This is a genomic window from Pseudomonas sp. MHK4, from assembly GCF_054600775.1.
Genome location: NZ_BAAIAK010000001.1, coordinates 607,510 through 622,310 on the forward strand (window position 1 = coordinate 607,510; position 14,801 = coordinate 622,310).

Sequence of the window (14,801 nt, forward strand, 5' to 3'; positions counted from 1 at the left end):
ACCACCTAGTATATGATTTAACTAGTGGGCCATGTCATATGTTCATAGGCAGGCCGTTACTATGTTCTGCGGCACGTCCGAAGGCTAATGGCATGGAAATGTTCATCGGTCCAAGTTCATGGAAACCGGGCTGCAGCTTCCGAACTGTCCGGCCCAGCAGAACATCAAAACGGCCAAGCACCCCGACCATTCCAGCCCAGGGCTGAAGTTGATCGATTATCTCGCGGTAGCTTCGTCGATCAACCAGCGTTCGAATTTCGCCAGGGCTGGAGCGGTTTCTGTCGTCGGGCGAGTCACCAACACGTAGCGTTCGCACAGTTGCGCAGTTGTTGGCCAAGGGGTTACGAGCTTACCTCCCAGTAGATCTTCCTCGACGTAGCAACCAGGTACCAGTGCCATGCCGATACCGGCCTTTGCCGCTTCGATCAGTAAGCCGTAGCGATCATAAGTTGGGCCTGTCGATCCAGTGCTGAGCGACAATCCGACAAGCTTCGCGTAACGAGCCCAACTGTAGGGGCTTGAGTGTTTGTGCAGCAGCGGCATGCTTTCGGGGGCTTCGTTTGCCAGGCCGGGATGACAGACGGCGACCATCGGGTCTTCGAATAGCGGCTGCACTTTCATTGTGTGCCAGATTGGGTGGTCATAGTTGATCGCGGCCTGCAAGCCACTTTCCTCCAGCGAAAAGGGCTGTGTCCGTTCTCGCAGGTTGATTCCGATCTCCGGATGGCGCTTTTGGAATCGGGTGAGCCTGGGGATCAGCCAACGGCTGGCCAGGGTGGGAATGATGCCGATTTCCAGCGAGGGAATGCCTCGTGAGTCGGCTATGAGCTGGGAGGTGTGTCGTTCGATGTCGGCCAGTGAAGCGCGGATCTGAGACGCATAGCTCGCACCATAGCCAGACAACTCGACTCGATTGCCGACACGGTTGAACAGCCGTATTCCGAGAAACTCTTCCAGCTTGGCGATCTGCCGACTGATCGCACCTTCGCTAAGCGAAAGTTCCTGGGCCGCTTTGGCAAAGCTCTGGTGGCGTGCGGCTGCTTCGAGGGCAAGCAGCACAGAGGTGCTGGGTAGGCGTCGGGCCATCGGGGCCATCCATGGTTCGAGGGGCGACAGGATGACGCATGCGCAAGCTGTCTTGCAAAAAAATCGATAACGCACTGGCCGGCGGTCTCCCTAGTATGAGGCCATTTCGTGAGAGACGGATTTATCACAGATATGACAAAGGAGTGCTGTACCGTGAATACCACTGACCGGAGCTTGTTGGGCTTGGGGCTACTGATTCCATTCTGGCTCTTCGCTGGCGTGTCGCTTACCTCGCTTGGCTATCCGGGTTATAGCCACCTTGACCAGGCGATGAGCCAGTTAGGGGCGGTAGGGGCTCCCACTCATAGGTATTCGGCGTGGGTGAACAATTTTCCCTTAGGGGTACTGTTCGGGCTTTTCGCCCTGGGTATAGCGCGACGGTACGCAGGTTCGCGCTTGGCCCTGGTCAGCGCCGCGTTTATATTGCTCCACGGCCTGGCTAGTTTCGCTACTGGTTTCTTCTCCTGTGATGAGGGGTGCGCACCGCCGCAGCCTTCAATTTCTCAGCAGATCCATAACATTGCGGGACTGGTGATGTTTCTTTCGCTGACGATGGCGAGCGTGCTGTGGTTGTTTTTGAGCAAAAGATTGCTGTCATCGCCAGGGTTCCGATGGCTCTCGGCACTCTGTGTAATCCTGGCTCTCGCGACAGTTGCAATGATGGCCAAGGCATTCGGTAACGGTCATGGGTTTGGTCTGTATCAGCGACTCAATTACGGCGTTTCCGTCATCTGGATCGCTGCTCTGGCCTGGACTGCACTTCGCAGTGAGCCAGCCACGGCCAGCGTCCGCTAATGGCCGATTTCTGCCTGTTGCGAGGGGTAGAAAACGACCCAATATAGCTGTCATTCATGCCAAGCAACTTTTAGCCTCCAGGTAGAGAAAGCAAAGCGTGCAGCGTGGCGTATTCCTTGTTTTGCCTGCGTGCATTTACTACTGTCGACCTAGTCAAAGTGGCAAGGTCAAGCGGGCTAAGTCGATTCCCTACCCAGCGTTTCAACCTGCGCTTTGTGAAATAGTGAAAACAGCTCTTGCGGCGACTTTATGTTCAGTTTCGCGTAGACATGCCGGCGGTGGACCTTCACGGTCTCTGCCGAAATGCTCAACTTGCTAGCCACTTCCTTGTTCGAACAGCCACTGAGAATCAAACGGATCACGTCGAGCTCTCTGGCGGTCAGGGGAGTACCGAGGCGCACCATTGCCTCTTCCAGATTGTCTTGCCACCGCGGCGTCTGGCGAGGGACGCTTTCAGCCATCGCGCTTTCGAAAAACATGCGCTGGCGCATCAGGCCTACTACCCAAGGGCGGATCATTTCCAGCAACGAAATCTGTTCCGGCGTGAATAACTGACGACTTCCCAATGACAGACACAAGCTACGGGCCTCATCGAGTTGCACGTTGTACTGCAATTCATCCTGCTCTAAGTACCGAGTGAAGTAGCGTTCGTAGTACTCCGTCTCCTTGAAGCGCTCCGGTGCCACGTCCGCCAAGCGGTACAGCCCGGTGGCTGGTTGTTCGCGATTGGCGATGTAGAAGGGGTCGAGCAGATACAGGCCCTTGATGTAATCGTGGAACAGAGGGTCCGGTCCCTCGCCCTGATACGGGCTCTCGGCGAAGGCAAAAGGGCGGCCGTCGCTGAACAGCAGCACCGCCCAGGTATCGACCGGAACGTATTCGCCTATCAGCCGGCTCAGGCTTCGCCAGAAGTCAGTCTTGTCCAGGTGTTCGATCAATTGACCGGCAGAGCGATGCCAGGCCATGTCCTGGAGCGTTGGTGTCATGCATATACCCCCTGGGGTTAATCACTCGACGTGATAGGAAAATCGCTGGCAAAACGCATAATTGCATCGACCTTTTGCAAAAGTCACTTACTTCCTGACCGGGATTTACCCTGATAACAAGGTCCGAATATGAAGCTCGAACTCCTACAACTGGCGGGGCGCGATGGCGACACCGCGCACAATTTGCGACGCACGCTGGAGGCCATCGCCCAATGTGCGCCTGACACCGATGTCGTGTTGTTTCCCGAAGCGCAAATCACCGGTTTCCTCAATTACCAGAACATTGCCGAACAGGCTCTGACGCTGGATAGCCCCAGTGTCCTGGCCATCCAGCAGGCCGCACTGGAGCGTGACGTGGCGGTAGTGGTGGGGCTGATCGAAAACGATGGCGGGAATTTTTACAACACGACGCTTTTCATCACCCCCGAAGGTATTCAACTGAGCTACCGCAAGACCCACCTCTGGGTTTCCGAGCCTGGCCTGGTATTGCCTGGCGACCGCTATGGCACGGTGGAGTGGCGTGGTGTGCGCATCGGTCTGTTGATCTGCTACGACACCGAGTTCCCGGAAACGGCGCGGGCCGTCGCAGCCCTCGGCGCCGAGCTGATCCTGGTCACCGACGGCAACATGGAGCCTTACGGTCACGTGCACCGCACCTCGATCACCGCGCGTGCCCAGGAAAACCAGGTATTTGCCGTGGTGGTGAACCGGGTCGGCCCGGGTGATGACGACACGGTGTTCGCCGGGGGCAGTGCGGTGATTGACCCCTTTGGTCATGTATTGCTCGAGAGTGGGCGCCAGGAGAGCCGCCATGTGATCAAGCTGGACATGACGCAACTCGCCGATGCCCGAGCCGTCTACGACTACCGCAAAGACCAGCGCTTCCAGTTGGCGGGGGAGCGTATTGAGCATGCGGATGGCCGACGCGAACTGCTGATTCCTTAAAATAAGGCGCTACATCGACCGGCGCAGCTCAACCCATAACAATAATTCAGCAACAGTCAGCTGGGGGTGCGTTTGCCACGAACGTGCAGTCAGCCAGGAGCATCCCATGAAGTTTCCCCGCTTAATGAAGTTCAGTCTTGTCGCATTGTTCGCAGGCGGTCTCGGCGTCGCGTGGGCCGAACCGCCGCGCGTGCACTTGTATAACTGGTCGGATTTCCTCGCACCGGAAACGCCCAAGGAGTTCCAGACGGATACGGGTATCTCGCTCGTCTGGGACGCCTTCGACAATGCCGAAGTGATGCAAAGCAAGTTGATGGCCGGACGCACCGGTTATGACGTGGTGATGGTGCCTGACGACCTGTTGCCGAGCCTGGCAAAGGCCGGCGTGATTCAGGAACTGGATCGTGGACGTATGGACAACTGGTCGCACCTGGCGCCGGACGTTCTGGCGAAACTCCAAGGCAATGATCCGGGTAATCGCTACGCGGTCCCCTATATGTGGGGCACGACAGGCATTGGCTACGACAAGACCAAGGTCGAGCGTCTGTTAGGCACGAACGCTCCGGTCGATTCCTGGGACCTGATCTTCAAAGAAGAAAACATCGCAAAACTCAGCCAGTGCGGAGTGGCGATGCTGGATGCACCCGTCGAGATCGTGCCTATCGCGCTGCACTATCTGGGCTTGCCACCGAACAGCAAGAACCCCGAGGATTACCTCAAGGCCGAGGACTTGCTGCGCAAGATCCGCCCCTACGTTCGCTACTTCGATTCCTCGAAATTCACCACGGACCTGGCCAATGGCGATATCTGTGCCGTGGTCGCTTGGGGCGGCTCCGTCTACAACGCGAAAGTCACCGCCGACCATGCCAACAACGGCGTCAATCTGGCCTACAGCATTCCGCGAGAAGGCGCGCCGGTCTGGTTTGAGAACATGGTGCTGCTCAAGGACGCGCCTCACCCGCAGCAGGGCTATGACTTCATCAACTACATGCTGCGCCCGCAAGTGATTGCCAAGAGTTCCAACTACGTCGGCTACCCCAACGGCAACAAAGACGCATCGGCCTTCATCGATCCGCAATTGCGCGACAACCCGGGCGTGTACCCCTCCAAAGACGTCATGGCCACGCTTTACCCGCTCGAGACGCTGCCACTCAAACTGGAGCGCGTGCGTACCCGGCTCTGGAGCAAGGTGAAAAGCGGCACCTGAGTGCCGTCCTGTGTTGACCCTTTACACAACAAAAATCCGTTTGACCGGAGTTACCATGACCACCGCAGTAGACTTGATCATCACCCACGCCGACATCCACACCATGGACCCGAGCCAGCCCAGGGCCCAGGCCATCGCCGTGCATCAAGGGCGCATCGTCGCCGTGGGCGATAACGTGGACATCGAACGCATGGCCGGCGTCGAGACGCGCCGCATCAACGCACAAGGGCAATTGATGCTGCCCGGGTTGCAGGACACCCACGTGCACTTTCAACTGAGCAGTGCCGACCTCTATCACAACGCGTCGTTGTACGCCGCCACCAACCTTGACGAACTGCTGGCCGCCATTCGCGAGTTTGCCGAACGCCATCCCGGTAAGGCCTGGATTCGTGGCGTCGGATTCTCCCCCAGTCTGTTCAGCCCGGACGAACTCACCAAGGAATTACTGGACAGCGTGACGGGAGGGCGCCCAGCACTGATGCTAGCCAACGACTACCACAACGGCTGGGCCAACAGCGCCGCGTTCGAGATTTCCGGGGTTACAGTGGGCAGCCCCGATCCCGCGAACGGTAGCTATGTGCGCAACGCCGACGGTGCCCCCAAGGGTTGGCTGTTGGAGGATGCCATTTGGGCGATGAACCGCATCGCACCGGGGTACACGGACGAAGAGTACCTGGAGGCCATGCAGCACTACAGCAAGGCGTTCAACCGTCGCGGCATCACGGGCGTGCTGGATGCCATGGTCAGTCGCAACTACATGAAGAACTACCAGGCCTCCCATGATCGCGGTGACCTGACCCTGCGGGTCCGCGCTACGTCGAAAGTTTTCGCGCACAAGCCGCTGGACGAGCAATTGCGCGAACTCAAGGACCTGCGCGAAACCTACCGGGGCGACCGGGTCAGCCTGCACTCGGCAAAATTCTTCCTCGACGGCGTGCTGGAAAGTGGTACCGCGGTGTTCCTCGAACCGCGTTGCGACACCGGTGGGAATGCCGAGTTGATGTTTACCCAGGAACAAATCAACGCCTGCTTTGCAGCGTTTGATCGGGAGAAGTTCCAGTTGCACGTCCACACCATTGGCGACGGCGCGGTCCGTGCTGCCGTGGACGGGATCGAGCATGCCCGACAGCAAAATGGCCAATGGGATTCGCGACACCAATTGGCCCACCTGCAAGTCGTGGCACCGGCGGATATTCCCCGCTTTACGTCCTTGGGCATCCTGGCCAATTTCCAGCCCTTGTGGGCTCAGCCGCAACCCGAAGCCGACGCCATCGCCGAAGCCATGCTGGGCGCGGAACGCAGCCAGTGGATCTTCCCGATCGGTGCGTTCGTGCGTAAAGGCGTGACCTGCATGATGAGCAGTGACTGGGGCGTCAGTACCTACGATCCGTTCGAGATCTTGCAGTCGGCCGTCACTCGTCAAAACCTCGGTGCCGGTCCAAACGACCCGGTGCACAACCCGCAACATCGCATCAGCATCGAGGACGCCATCCGTGGTTACACGCTCAATGCCGCCCATGCGGCCTGGCGCGATGACTGCACCGGTAGCCTTAGCGTCGGCAAGTACGCGGACTTGATCCTGCTCGATCGCAACCTGTTCGAAATCGATCCCGGCGACATCGCTCAGACCCAGGTGTTACTCACCCTGCTGGAAGGGCAAGAAGTCCATCGATCTCCAGACTTCGGCTGACTGATCGCCCCTGAACGGGGCCTTCCACGCCAATCCATTCACATCGACCTCTGTTTCGGGCCGCCAGGCCCGGGGGGTTAGTGAGTGCGCTTGATTCGCGGCGGGGGGGCGGTCGCAGCCGTGGACGCATTCGCAGGCAGCAGATTTGCCAATACAACAAGAACAATCGGGAGAAATCAGTATGTCTTTCATCACTCACGTGCGGGTGTTTTCGGCACTTGGCGCGTTGATCAGCCAGTGTGCCTTTGCGGGTTATGCCTTCGAGGCGGGGGACGTCAAAGGGGAGGCGACCCTGGCTGCCGGCGTGGCCAACATCAACGCCAGCAACGTCAACTTCGGAGCAGGGCGCGTAGACCTGCGCAACGGCCGTAACACCGGTGAGCGTGCCGACTGGCAGGAAATGTATGTGAAGCCCGGCACGACGCTCAGCTATGAACTCGATCCGGACCTCGAAGTCTTCGGTGGCGCATCGGCGGTAGGGGCCGCGACCTTTGGCGACGGTGACGCCGGCGGCTACACCCGCAGTTCCGATCATGATCTGTCCATCGAAGCCGCCTATGCCGGTATTCGTCAAGGGGACTGGTCGCTCAGCGCCGGGCGCCAGGATTTCAAGGTCGGCACAGGCTTCATCGTCATGGATGGCAACCTCGATTTCTTCAACGATGGCGCCTACTGGATTGGCCCGCGCACAGCGTTTCGCGACTCCGCCATCGTGCGTTATGGCCATGATCACCTCAGCGCCCAGGCCTTCAGCTTGCGCACGGACGACGATCTGGGTGACTTTCGCATGAACGGCCTGAACGTCGATTACGACCTGGCCGGTGCGGTGACGCTGGGGGCCATGGCGATGAAGGTCAACTCCCTGGACCGTGAAGCCAATCTCCAGAACCCGCGCGAGGGGATGCAGGTCTACAACCTGCGTGCGTTGCAGGGCAAGGTGCCCGGCCTGGATGACCTGACGCTGCATGGCGAATACGCGGTCGAGCGCGGCAGCGGTGCCGGCGTCGACTACGACGCCAGCGCCTGGTACGCCCAGGCCGACTATGCGTTCCCCTCAGTGGCGTTGCAGCCACTGTTGAGTTATCGCTATGCCTACTTCTCCGGTGACGACGACCCCAGTGATGCCAAGAAGAAAGCCTGGGACCCACTCAGCAAGGGCTACGTCGATTGGGGCACCTGGCTGATTGGCGACGTCGTCGGCAATTACCTGCTGTTCAACAGCAACGAGCGCGTCAGTCAGTGGACGCTGCGCACTCACCTGACGCCAACCGTTAGCCTGGGCGGCATTCATTACCAGTTCAGCCTGGATGAAAAAGTGCTCAACGGTGTGTCGGTCAGCGACCGACGCTTCGCCGACGAGAATGTCGTTTTCCTTGAGTGGACCCCGACCGCCAGTGTCTATACCAGCGTGTCGTACAACTGGGTCAAGCCCCTGGCGGCGGCCCGCGAAACCTACGGCAACGACGACTTCAGTGCCGTCGAAATGTTCATCTCCTACCACTATTGAGCCAAACCCGAGTGTGGATGTGGCCGCTTTCGGCTGCGTCCGCGTTCATCAACCACAGGACTATCGCCGTGATCAACGCAGTAACCGGGCGCTTCAGTGCCGAACCCATTTTCTTCATCGCCCTGACCCTCGGGATGGAGATTTGAGATGTCCAATAATCCCGTCAAATTGACCGCCAGCCTCAGTCTGACCTCTGTGGTGCTGTTCGGTCTGGCGTACATGGCGCCCAGCCTGGTGCTGGTGATTTTCGGCGTCATCGCCCAGGTCAGTTCAGGCACCGCGCCCAGCGCCTTCCTGCTGGCCACCGGCGCCATGCTGTTATCGGCATTGAGCTACGCCAAGATGGCCAGGCTTTTTCCCGTTTCCGGCTCTGCCTATTTTTATGCCCGGCAAATGCTGGGCAGCCAGTTGGGCTTTCTGGTCGGCTGGTTGATCCTGCTCGACTACCTGTTCATGCCCATGGTCGCCTGGCTGGTTCAGTCGGTTTTCCTCAATGTGCAGTTCCCTGCGATACCCGTGTGGGCCTGGATGCTAATCAACATCGTGCTGACGACCTTGGTCAACATCTTGGGGTTGAGCCTGGCTGATCGCACGAACAAGTTGCTGACTGGATTGGGTATCGTCCTAGTATTGTTGTTTGTGGTTTTTTGCCTGATTTTCCTCGGGCATGAGCCACCGGTCTCCCTGACTGAGCCGCTATGGAACGCCGGCAGTACGCTCGTCGGTGTATCGGCGGCTGCCGCCGTGGCAGCCTATTCCTATCTCGGTTTCGACGCGGTCACCACCATGGCCGAGGACACTCGCGACGCGAAACGTAACATTCCACGGGCCGTGGTGCTGGTGATGGCAACCGCGGGGCTGTTGTTTGCGCTAGTGGCGTACATCATGCAATTGGTACATCCCACAGGCGTGTTCGAAGACGCGCAGATCGCTTCCTACCTGATGTCTGTTGAAGTCGGCGGACAAGTCTTCGCGGATTGGCTCAACCTCGGTTTCATCGTCTCCGGGTTTGCCTCTGGTCTCATCGTACAGCTGAGCACCAGCCGTCTGCTGTACTTCATGGGACGGGCAGATGTTCTGCCAAAACCGCTGTTCGGTACGCTGCACCCCAAGACCAGAACACCGGTTTTCAACCTGCTATTTACCAGCGTCATCGGGTTGATCGGTTTGAACATCACGGTCGAGATGGCAACCTCGTTCATCAACTTTGGGGCCTTCCTCGGCTTCACGGCGGTGAATCTGTGTGTCATCTGCTACTTCTACCGCACCCGCCGAACCCGGCACCTCGGGCTGTTGGGCTACCTGCTGTTTCCACTGCTGGGTATGTGCGTGAACCTCTACCTGGTCAGCCAACTGAGTACGACAGCGATCACCATCGGGCTTTGTTGGCTGGCGGTCGGTTTGTTTTACCTTGTTTGGCTGACACGCGGCTTCCGCCACCCCGCACCGGAAGTGAACATGAGCGAGCGCGCACGGGGGTAGCCCGGTGGTTTTGGAAGATTTTTATATAACTGCCCGGAGTTGAGAGGTTTGGTGGAGGGAAAGGAGTAATAGCTGTCAGGAACAAGGTATCGCTAGTACCCAAGTGCGACTGTTTGCCAATGACCGCAATTGGCCGATTGTTGCCTGTCGCCACGGGCAGAAACGACCCATGGCTGACCCTCTCTTTTGAAGGTGGGAAAGCTTGGCAGCCGGGGGGTTCTGAGTGGAATGTATCGAGCTATTCGATTTTTATAAGCAGTAATTATAATTTTTTTTCGATAGGTTATCGAGGCAATAATCCATCTACGATTGAACTGAAAAGGCTAACGGGATGGCAAAAGCAGAGAGTTACACCAGTACTGCAAAGTGGCTGCATTGGGGGATGGCGTTGCTCTGGATCGGTGCCTGGTTCATTGGCATTCTGGCCACTCACTGGCGTGATGAGTTCAATGCGCATCATGAGCTGACATTCCTGCACAAAGCGATGGCGAGTACGCTGCTGTTTTTGATTGTCGTGCGTATCGCATGGAGGCTCACTCACCCGGCGCCGGCATTGCCCGCGGCGATGAGCCCGTTAATGAAGCGGGGGGCTTTCTTTGGTCACTTGATGCTTTATGCAATTGCGCTAATCGGCATACCACTCTCTGGCTGGTATTGGAGCTCTGTGGCAGATAAACCAATCCTCGTGGCCGGGCTTTTTCAGTTACCGCCTATGGTCGGTCCTGACAAATCGCTTTATGACTTGGCAAAATCGATTCATACCTATGTTGCTTGGCTATGCGGAGCCTTGGTGGGAGGACACGCCCTCGTGGCGCTCACGCATCACTTCGTTGAAAAAGATGATGTGTTGAAAAGCATGCTGCCTGGTCGTAATTCGTAAGCGAGTCCAAAGTTCGAAGACGTCATGCACCAGGCCTTAGCGATCCATGCGCTCGCTGACGCCGGCCTCGCGCAGCAGTTCGACCATGCCCTGTTCGAGCACGCCGGTGCGGATCCGGCCGAGCACGTAGTCGGCGCTCTGGCGCTCGACATGACGTCGTCAATTCCAGGCCGTGCGAAAGCTACTGCGCTCGGTGATACGGCGTTGAAAACAGGCTCGGGCTGCTCATTTACAGCTCGTAACCTCCGCACCCTCGCTTGTTTTCGCCTTGTCTAACCTTCGCTCGCTACACACAGGGCCGGCGGCAGGCTGTTCGCGTCGCGACGCCTCGCGAAACTCGCTCGGACTCAGCTCGCTGTTCTTGCGGAAGAAACGGCTGAAGTAGCCGACATCGGAGAAGCCGAGGTCATGGGCGACCTCCTTGATGCTCAGGCTCGAGTAGGCCAGTTCGCGCTTGGCTTCCAGCACCAGGCGGGTGTTGATCACCGCCATTGGCGTCATGCCCAACTGCTCTTGGCACAGGCGGCCGAGGGTGGCGACGGTGACGCCGAGGTCGCTGGCGTAGACCTTGACCGGGCGGTGTTGCCGGTAGTCGCTGTCGACCAACTCGCGGAACGCCTTGACCTGCTGGCTGCGCCGGCTGATCGCGGCCACCGGCTGCTCGGCGTCCACCCCGGCGAAGCGCAAGATGTGGATCAGTAGTGCCATCAACAGTCCTATGCTGCAGGCCTGATGGTCGCGCTCGCGGCTGAAATACTCCTCGCGCAATTGCTGGCACAGCGGCAGCAACGGGTCTTCGGCGCCGCTCCAACGCGGCAGAGGGATCACTTGGGGCCTCTGCAGCAACGGCATCAGGTTCGGCGCTAGGGTACGGGCGATGCTTTCCAGCGGCGGTTGTACGGAGGTTATCACCAGGCCCTCGACCCGCCCGGCCCAGTTGAAGCCATGCACGATCTGCGCGGGAATGACGATCACGCAGGGCGCCTGCGCCTGCACCCGCGCGCTGTCCATCAGCACCTCGCCAGCGCCCTGTTGGACGTAGAGGATCTGGAGCAGGCCGTCGTGGCGGTGCGCGGAAATCTCCCAGTTGTAGGCGCCGGAACGCGTCGAGATCGACTCGACGTGCAGCGCTTCGTGCCACACCGGCTGCGGGGTTTCGCCATAGAGGTCGTAGTTGGGAATCTTGCTCATTGTTGTTCTGGTCTGCAGGCGAGATGGTTTTTTTACCATAGCGAAGACTTCCACCTCTAGGCAAACCCGCCCGCCGGGTGCGTAGATTGGCTTGCGCGCAGCGCTACCCAACCACGCCTGAATGCCGGGTATCGCTACGCTCAAGCCATCCTCCAAAGCCTCGCGTTCACGCGCTCGTGTGAGCCTTTATCGGCTGCGCAAGGGATTGGACGTTTTGTAGAAAATGTCTGGCTGCTTGTGGGTTTTGTCCATTCTGCCGCTGCCTTGAGCGGTCATAAGATCTGTTCCACGTGAAGGGGCTGCCGAGTTCCACCTTCGCCTTTCGGAATGCCTTGCGGGTCCTGGCCCGCCTTCGTGCCTATCACGCTGGAGATAACAATGACCAAAATCCAAGCGCAAAACTCGTGGCTCGCTCTCGAAGATACCGTGTGCGTCATCACCGGCGCCGCTGGCGGTATCGGGAGCGAGATCGCCACCTCACTGGTCCAGCAAGGCGCGCGCGTCGTGCTACTGGATCGCGATGAAGTCAGGTGCCGCGACCTCGCCGGCGAGCTCTCCCAATTGACCGGTGCCGGCATCCCGGTGATCGGTTGCGATATCGCCGACCCGGCCAGCGTGCAGAGCGCCGCCGCCCAGGTCGAAGCGCAGTACGGAACCTGCGAGGTGCTGATCAACAACGCCAGCGTGTTGCAACCGGCGGCGTTGGAAGACATCACCCTCGAGCAGTGGAACCGTGTTTTATCAGTCAACCTCAACGGCTACCTGCTCTGCGCCCAGGCCTTCGGCCGTTCGATGCTGGCGCGCCAGTCCGGGCGCATCGTCCATATCGCCTCGATTGCTTCCCACTATCCGCAGACCTGGAGCGGCGCCTACAGCGCGGCCAAGGCGGCGGTGAGCATGCTCTCGCGCCAACTGGCCTCCGAGTGGGGGCCGCGCGGGGTGCGCAGCAACGCCATCTGCCCGGGGCTGATCCGCACGCCGCTGTCGGCCGCCTTCTACGCCGACGCCAAGGTCGAGCAACAGCGCAAGGCGATGACCGCCAACCGCCGCATCGGCGAGCCGCAGGATATCGCCAACGCCGCGCTGTTCCTCGCCAGCCCGCGCTCGGACTACGTCAACGGTGCCGAGATCACCGTCGACGGCGGCCTGGAATCCATGCTGATGGCGCTGATCCCGCGTCCCGGCTACGAGTCGCCGCTCGATCGCTGAGCCTTCCCAATTTGGTATCGGTGCGCGCTGCGCACCTTATGGCGCTAGCCACGTGGCTCGCGCCTGGAGATAGATCATGAGCAAGCAAACCGCTTCCACCCTGCAATGCGACGTGTTGGTGATCGGCGCTGGCGCCGGCGGCCTGTCCACCGCGATCACCGCGAAGAAACACGGCCTCGATGTGGTGGTGATTGAGAAGGAAGCCCACTTCGGCGGCACCACCGCGTTCTCCGGTGGCGTGCTGTGGATTCCCGGCAACCCGCATGCGCAAGCCAATGGCGTGAAGGACAGCCGCGCCGCGGCGCGCACCTACCTGCAGAACGAGGCGGGTGCCTGCTTCGACGCCGCGGCGGTGGACGCCTTCCTCGACACCGGCCCGCAGATGATCGAGTTCTTCGAGCGCGAAACCGAGGTCAAGTTCGTGCCGACCCTATACCCGGACTACCATCCGCACATCGGCGGCGGCGTCGACATCGGCCGTTCGATCCTCGCCGCGCCGTTCGACATCCGTAAGCTCGGCAAGGACATTGACCGCCTGCGTCCGCCGCTGAAGACCATCACCTTCATCGGCATGATGTTCAATTCGTCGAACGCCGACCTGAAACACTTCTTCAACGCCACCAAGTCGGTGACCTCGTTCCTCTACGTCGCCAAGCGCCTGGCCATCCATGTCAAGGAGCTGCTGCTGTATCGTCGTGGCGTGCAGGTCACCAGCGGCAACGCGCTGGCTGCGCGGTTGGCCAAGTCGGCGCTGGATCTGGGTATCCCGCTGCACACCAGTACCGGCGCGCACCAGTTGCTGGTCGAGCAGGGCCGGGTGCGCGGCGCGCTGGTCAACGGCGCGCAGGGTGAGGTGCGGATCGAGGCCAGGCGCGGTGTGGTGCTCGCCTGCGGCGGTTTCTCCCATGACCTGGCGCGGATCAAGCAGGCCTACCCGCACCTGCAGCGCGGCGGTGAACACTTTTCGCCGGTGCCGAGCGGCAACACCGGCGACGGCGCGCGCATGGCCGAGGCGGTCGGCGGCCAGGTCGATATCCGCTTCCCGCAGCCGGCGGCCTGGATGCCGGTGTCCAAGGTGCCGATGGGCAATGGCCAGTTCGGCGCCTTCCCGCACCTGCTGGATCGCTACAAGCCGGGGGTGATCGGCGTGACCCGTAAAGGCAAGCGTTTCACCAACGAATCCAACTCCTACCACGACGTCGGCTCGGCGATGATCGAGGCCTGTGCCGGCGAGCGCGAGACCGCCATGTGGCTGATCTGCGACAGTCGTACAATCGCCAAGTACGGTCTCGGCTACGCCAAGCCGGCGCCGATGCCGTTGGCACCCTTAGTGCGCAACGGCTACCTGGCCAAGGGCAAGACGCTGGCCGAACTGGCGCGCAACGCCGGCCTCGACGCGGCGGGCCTCGAGCAGACCGTGCGCGAGTACAACCAAGGCGCGGTGCAGGGCGAAGACGGCCAGTTCGCTCGCGGCAGCACCACGTTTAACCGCTACCTGGCCGATCCCGAGAACAAGCCCAACCCCTGCGTGGCGCCGCTTGGCGAAGGGCCGTTCTACGCGCTGAAGGTGCTGATGGGCGACCTCGGCACCTTCGACGGCCTGCGAACCAGCATTGAAGGCGCAGTGCTGACCGACAACGGCGCGGCGATCCCCGGCCTCTACGCGGTGGGCAACGACCGCGCCAGCGTGATGGGCGGCAACTACCCCGGCGCCGGCATCACCCTCGGCCCGATCATGACCTTCGGCTACATTACCGGCCGCCACCTGGCGTTGGGTGACGCCGCCCGCAGCGTGCAACCCAGCGAAAGCGAGGTGGCCTGAG

13 protein-coding genes and 1 pseudogene are annotated in these 14,801 nt (G+C 60.1%); 10 read left to right on the forward strand and 4 right to left on the reverse strand.

What is annotated here, in order from left to right; all coding sequences use genetic code 11:
* Window positions 1–216: 216 nt before the first annotated feature.
* On the reverse strand, window positions 217–1,086 hold the full coding sequence (locus ACYP2Q_RS02570) for a LysR substrate-binding domain-containing protein (protein WP_459729033.1): 870 nt from the start codon (window positions 1,084–1,086) through the stop codon (window positions 217–219).
* A gap of 153 nt (window positions 1,087–1,239) precedes the next feature.
* Here ACYP2Q_RS02570 and ACYP2Q_RS02575 point away from each other — a divergent pair, with 153 nt between their 5' ends.
* Window positions 1,240–1,881 (forward strand): DUF998 domain-containing protein, encoded by a 642-nt coding sequence (locus ACYP2Q_RS02575; RefSeq protein ID WP_459729034.1) that lies wholly within the window; start codon window positions 1,240–1,242, stop codon window positions 1,879–1,881.
* A gap of 176 nt (window positions 1,882–2,057) precedes the next feature.
* Here ACYP2Q_RS02575 and ACYP2Q_RS02580 read toward each other — a convergent pair whose 3' ends face one another.
* Window positions 2,058–2,867 (reverse strand): helix-turn-helix transcriptional regulator, encoded by an 810-nt coding sequence (locus ACYP2Q_RS02580; protein WP_447763583.1) that lies wholly within the window; start codon window positions 2,865–2,867, stop codon window positions 2,058–2,060.
* A gap of 129 nt (window positions 2,868–2,996) precedes the next feature.
* On the opposite strand from ACYP2Q_RS02580, the gene ACYP2Q_RS02585 reads away from it, so the two are divergent.
* The 7 genes from ACYP2Q_RS02585 to ACYP2Q_RS02615 all read left to right on the forward strand — a co-directional run bounded on the left by ACYP2Q_RS02585 (window position 2,997) and on the right by ACYP2Q_RS02615 (window position 10,578).
* The gene (locus tag ACYP2Q_RS02585; protein ID WP_447763585.1) at window positions 2,997–3,812 is read left to right on the forward strand and encodes a carbon-nitrogen hydrolase family protein; all 816 of its coding nucleotides are present in this window, start codon (window positions 2,997–2,999) and stop codon (window positions 3,810–3,812) included.
* A gap of 106 nt (window positions 3,813–3,918) precedes the next feature.
* A complete protein-coding gene (locus tag ACYP2Q_RS02590) occupies window positions 3,919–5,019 on the forward strand; it encodes a polyamine ABC transporter substrate-binding protein (protein ID WP_459729035.1) in 1,101 nt (366 codons plus the stop codon).
* Between the two features lie 55 nt (window positions 5,020–5,074).
* Window positions 5,075–6,709 (forward strand): amidohydrolase, encoded by a 1,635-nt coding sequence (locus ACYP2Q_RS02595; protein WP_447763589.1) that lies wholly within the window; start codon window positions 5,075–5,077, stop codon window positions 6,707–6,709.
* Window positions 6,710–6,890: 181 nt separating this feature from the next.
* Window positions 6,891–8,216: a hypothetical protein gene (locus ACYP2Q_RS02600; protein ID WP_459729036.1), complete on the forward strand. Its 1,326-nt coding sequence runs from the start codon at window positions 6,891–6,893 to the stop codon at window positions 8,214–8,216.
* Window positions 8,217–8,233: 17 nt separating this feature from the next.
* On the forward strand, window positions 8,234–8,362 hold the full coding sequence (locus ACYP2Q_RS02605; protein ID WP_276310309.1) for a hypothetical protein: 129 nt from the start codon (window positions 8,234–8,236) through the stop codon (window positions 8,360–8,362).
* A 1-nt stretch (window position 8,363) separates the two neighbouring features.
* Window positions 8,364–9,698: an APC family permease gene (locus ACYP2Q_RS02610; protein ID WP_459729037.1), complete on the forward strand. Its 1,335-nt coding sequence runs from the start codon at window positions 8,364–8,366 to the stop codon at window positions 9,696–9,698.
* A gap of 331 nt (window positions 9,699–10,029) precedes the next feature.
* Window positions 10,030–10,578: a cytochrome b gene (locus ACYP2Q_RS02615; protein WP_459729038.1), complete on the forward strand. Its 549-nt coding sequence runs from the start codon at window positions 10,030–10,032 to the stop codon at window positions 10,576–10,578.
* Between the two features lie 39 nt (window positions 10,579–10,617).
* Here the strand turns inward: ACYP2Q_RS02615 and ACYP2Q_RS02620 are convergent.
* Window positions 10,618–10,728 (reverse strand): annotated as a pseudogene (locus ACYP2Q_RS02620) (hypothetical protein); the annotation flags it as partial.
* Window positions 10,729–10,803: 75 nt separating this feature from the next.
* Window positions 10,804–11,769, reverse strand: a complete 966-nt coding sequence (locus ACYP2Q_RS02625) for a helix-turn-helix domain-containing protein (RefSeq protein ID WP_459729039.1) — start codon at window positions 11,767–11,769, stop codon at window positions 10,804–10,806.
* A 378-nt stretch (window positions 11,770–12,147) separates the two neighbouring features.
* Here ACYP2Q_RS02625 and ACYP2Q_RS02630 point away from each other — a divergent pair, with 378 nt between their 5' ends.
* Window positions 12,148–12,978 carry an SDR family NAD(P)-dependent oxidoreductase gene (locus tag ACYP2Q_RS02630; RefSeq protein ID WP_459729040.1) on the forward strand — a complete coding sequence of 277 codons (831 nt, stop codon included), beginning with the start codon at window positions 12,148–12,150 and terminating at the stop codon, window positions 12,976–12,978.
* A gap of 76 nt (window positions 12,979–13,054) precedes the next feature.
* Window positions 13,055–14,800: an FAD-dependent oxidoreductase gene (locus ACYP2Q_RS02635; protein ID WP_459729041.1), complete on the forward strand. Its 1,746-nt coding sequence runs from the start codon at window positions 13,055–13,057 to the stop codon at window positions 14,798–14,800.
* Window position 14,801 lies beyond the last annotated feature (1 nt).

What these genes read in the sequence shown, in the direction of transcription:
- ACYP2Q_RS02635 (WP_459729041.1), top strand. Translation starts at nt 13,055, where the DNA reads ATGAGCAAGCAAACCGCTTCCACCCTGCAATGCGACGTGTTGGTGATC.
- ACYP2Q_RS02595 (WP_447763589.1), top strand. Translation starts at nt 5,075, where the DNA reads ATGACCACCGCAGTAGACTTGATCATCACCCACGCCGACATCCACACC.
- ACYP2Q_RS02625 (WP_459729039.1), bottom strand. Translation starts at nt 11,769, where the DNA reads ATGAGCAAGATTCCCAACTACGACCTCTATGGCGAAACCCCGCAGCCG.
- ACYP2Q_RS02605 (WP_276310309.1), top strand. Translation starts at nt 8,234, where the DNA reads ATGTGGCCGCTTTCGGCTGCGTCCGCGTTCATCAACCACAGGACTATC.
- ACYP2Q_RS02615 (WP_459729038.1), top strand. Translation starts at nt 10,030, where the DNA reads ATGGCAAAAGCAGAGAGTTACACCAGTACTGCAAAGTGGCTGCATTGG.
- ACYP2Q_RS02590 (WP_459729035.1), top strand. Translation starts at nt 3,919, where the DNA reads ATGAAGTTTCCCCGCTTAATGAAGTTCAGTCTTGTCGCATTGTTCGCA.
- ACYP2Q_RS02570 (WP_459729033.1), bottom strand. Translation starts at nt 1,086, where the DNA reads ATGGCCCGACGCCTACCCAGCACCTCTGTGCTGCTTGCCCTCGAAGCA.
- ACYP2Q_RS02610 (WP_459729037.1), top strand. Translation starts at nt 8,364, where the DNA reads ATGTCCAATAATCCCGTCAAATTGACCGCCAGCCTCAGTCTGACCTCT.
- ACYP2Q_RS02600 (WP_459729036.1), top strand. Translation starts at nt 6,891, where the DNA reads ATGTCTTTCATCACTCACGTGCGGGTGTTTTCGGCACTTGGCGCGTTG.
- ACYP2Q_RS02580 (WP_447763583.1), bottom strand. Translation starts at nt 2,867, where the DNA reads ATGACACCAACGCTCCAGGACATGGCCTGGCATCGCTCTGCCGGTCAA.
- ACYP2Q_RS02630 (WP_459729040.1), top strand. Translation starts at nt 12,148, where the DNA reads ATGACCAAAATCCAAGCGCAAAACTCGTGGCTCGCTCTCGAAGATACC.
- ACYP2Q_RS02585 (WP_447763585.1), top strand. Translation starts at nt 2,997, where the DNA reads ATGAAGCTCGAACTCCTACAACTGGCGGGGCGCGATGGCGACACCGCG.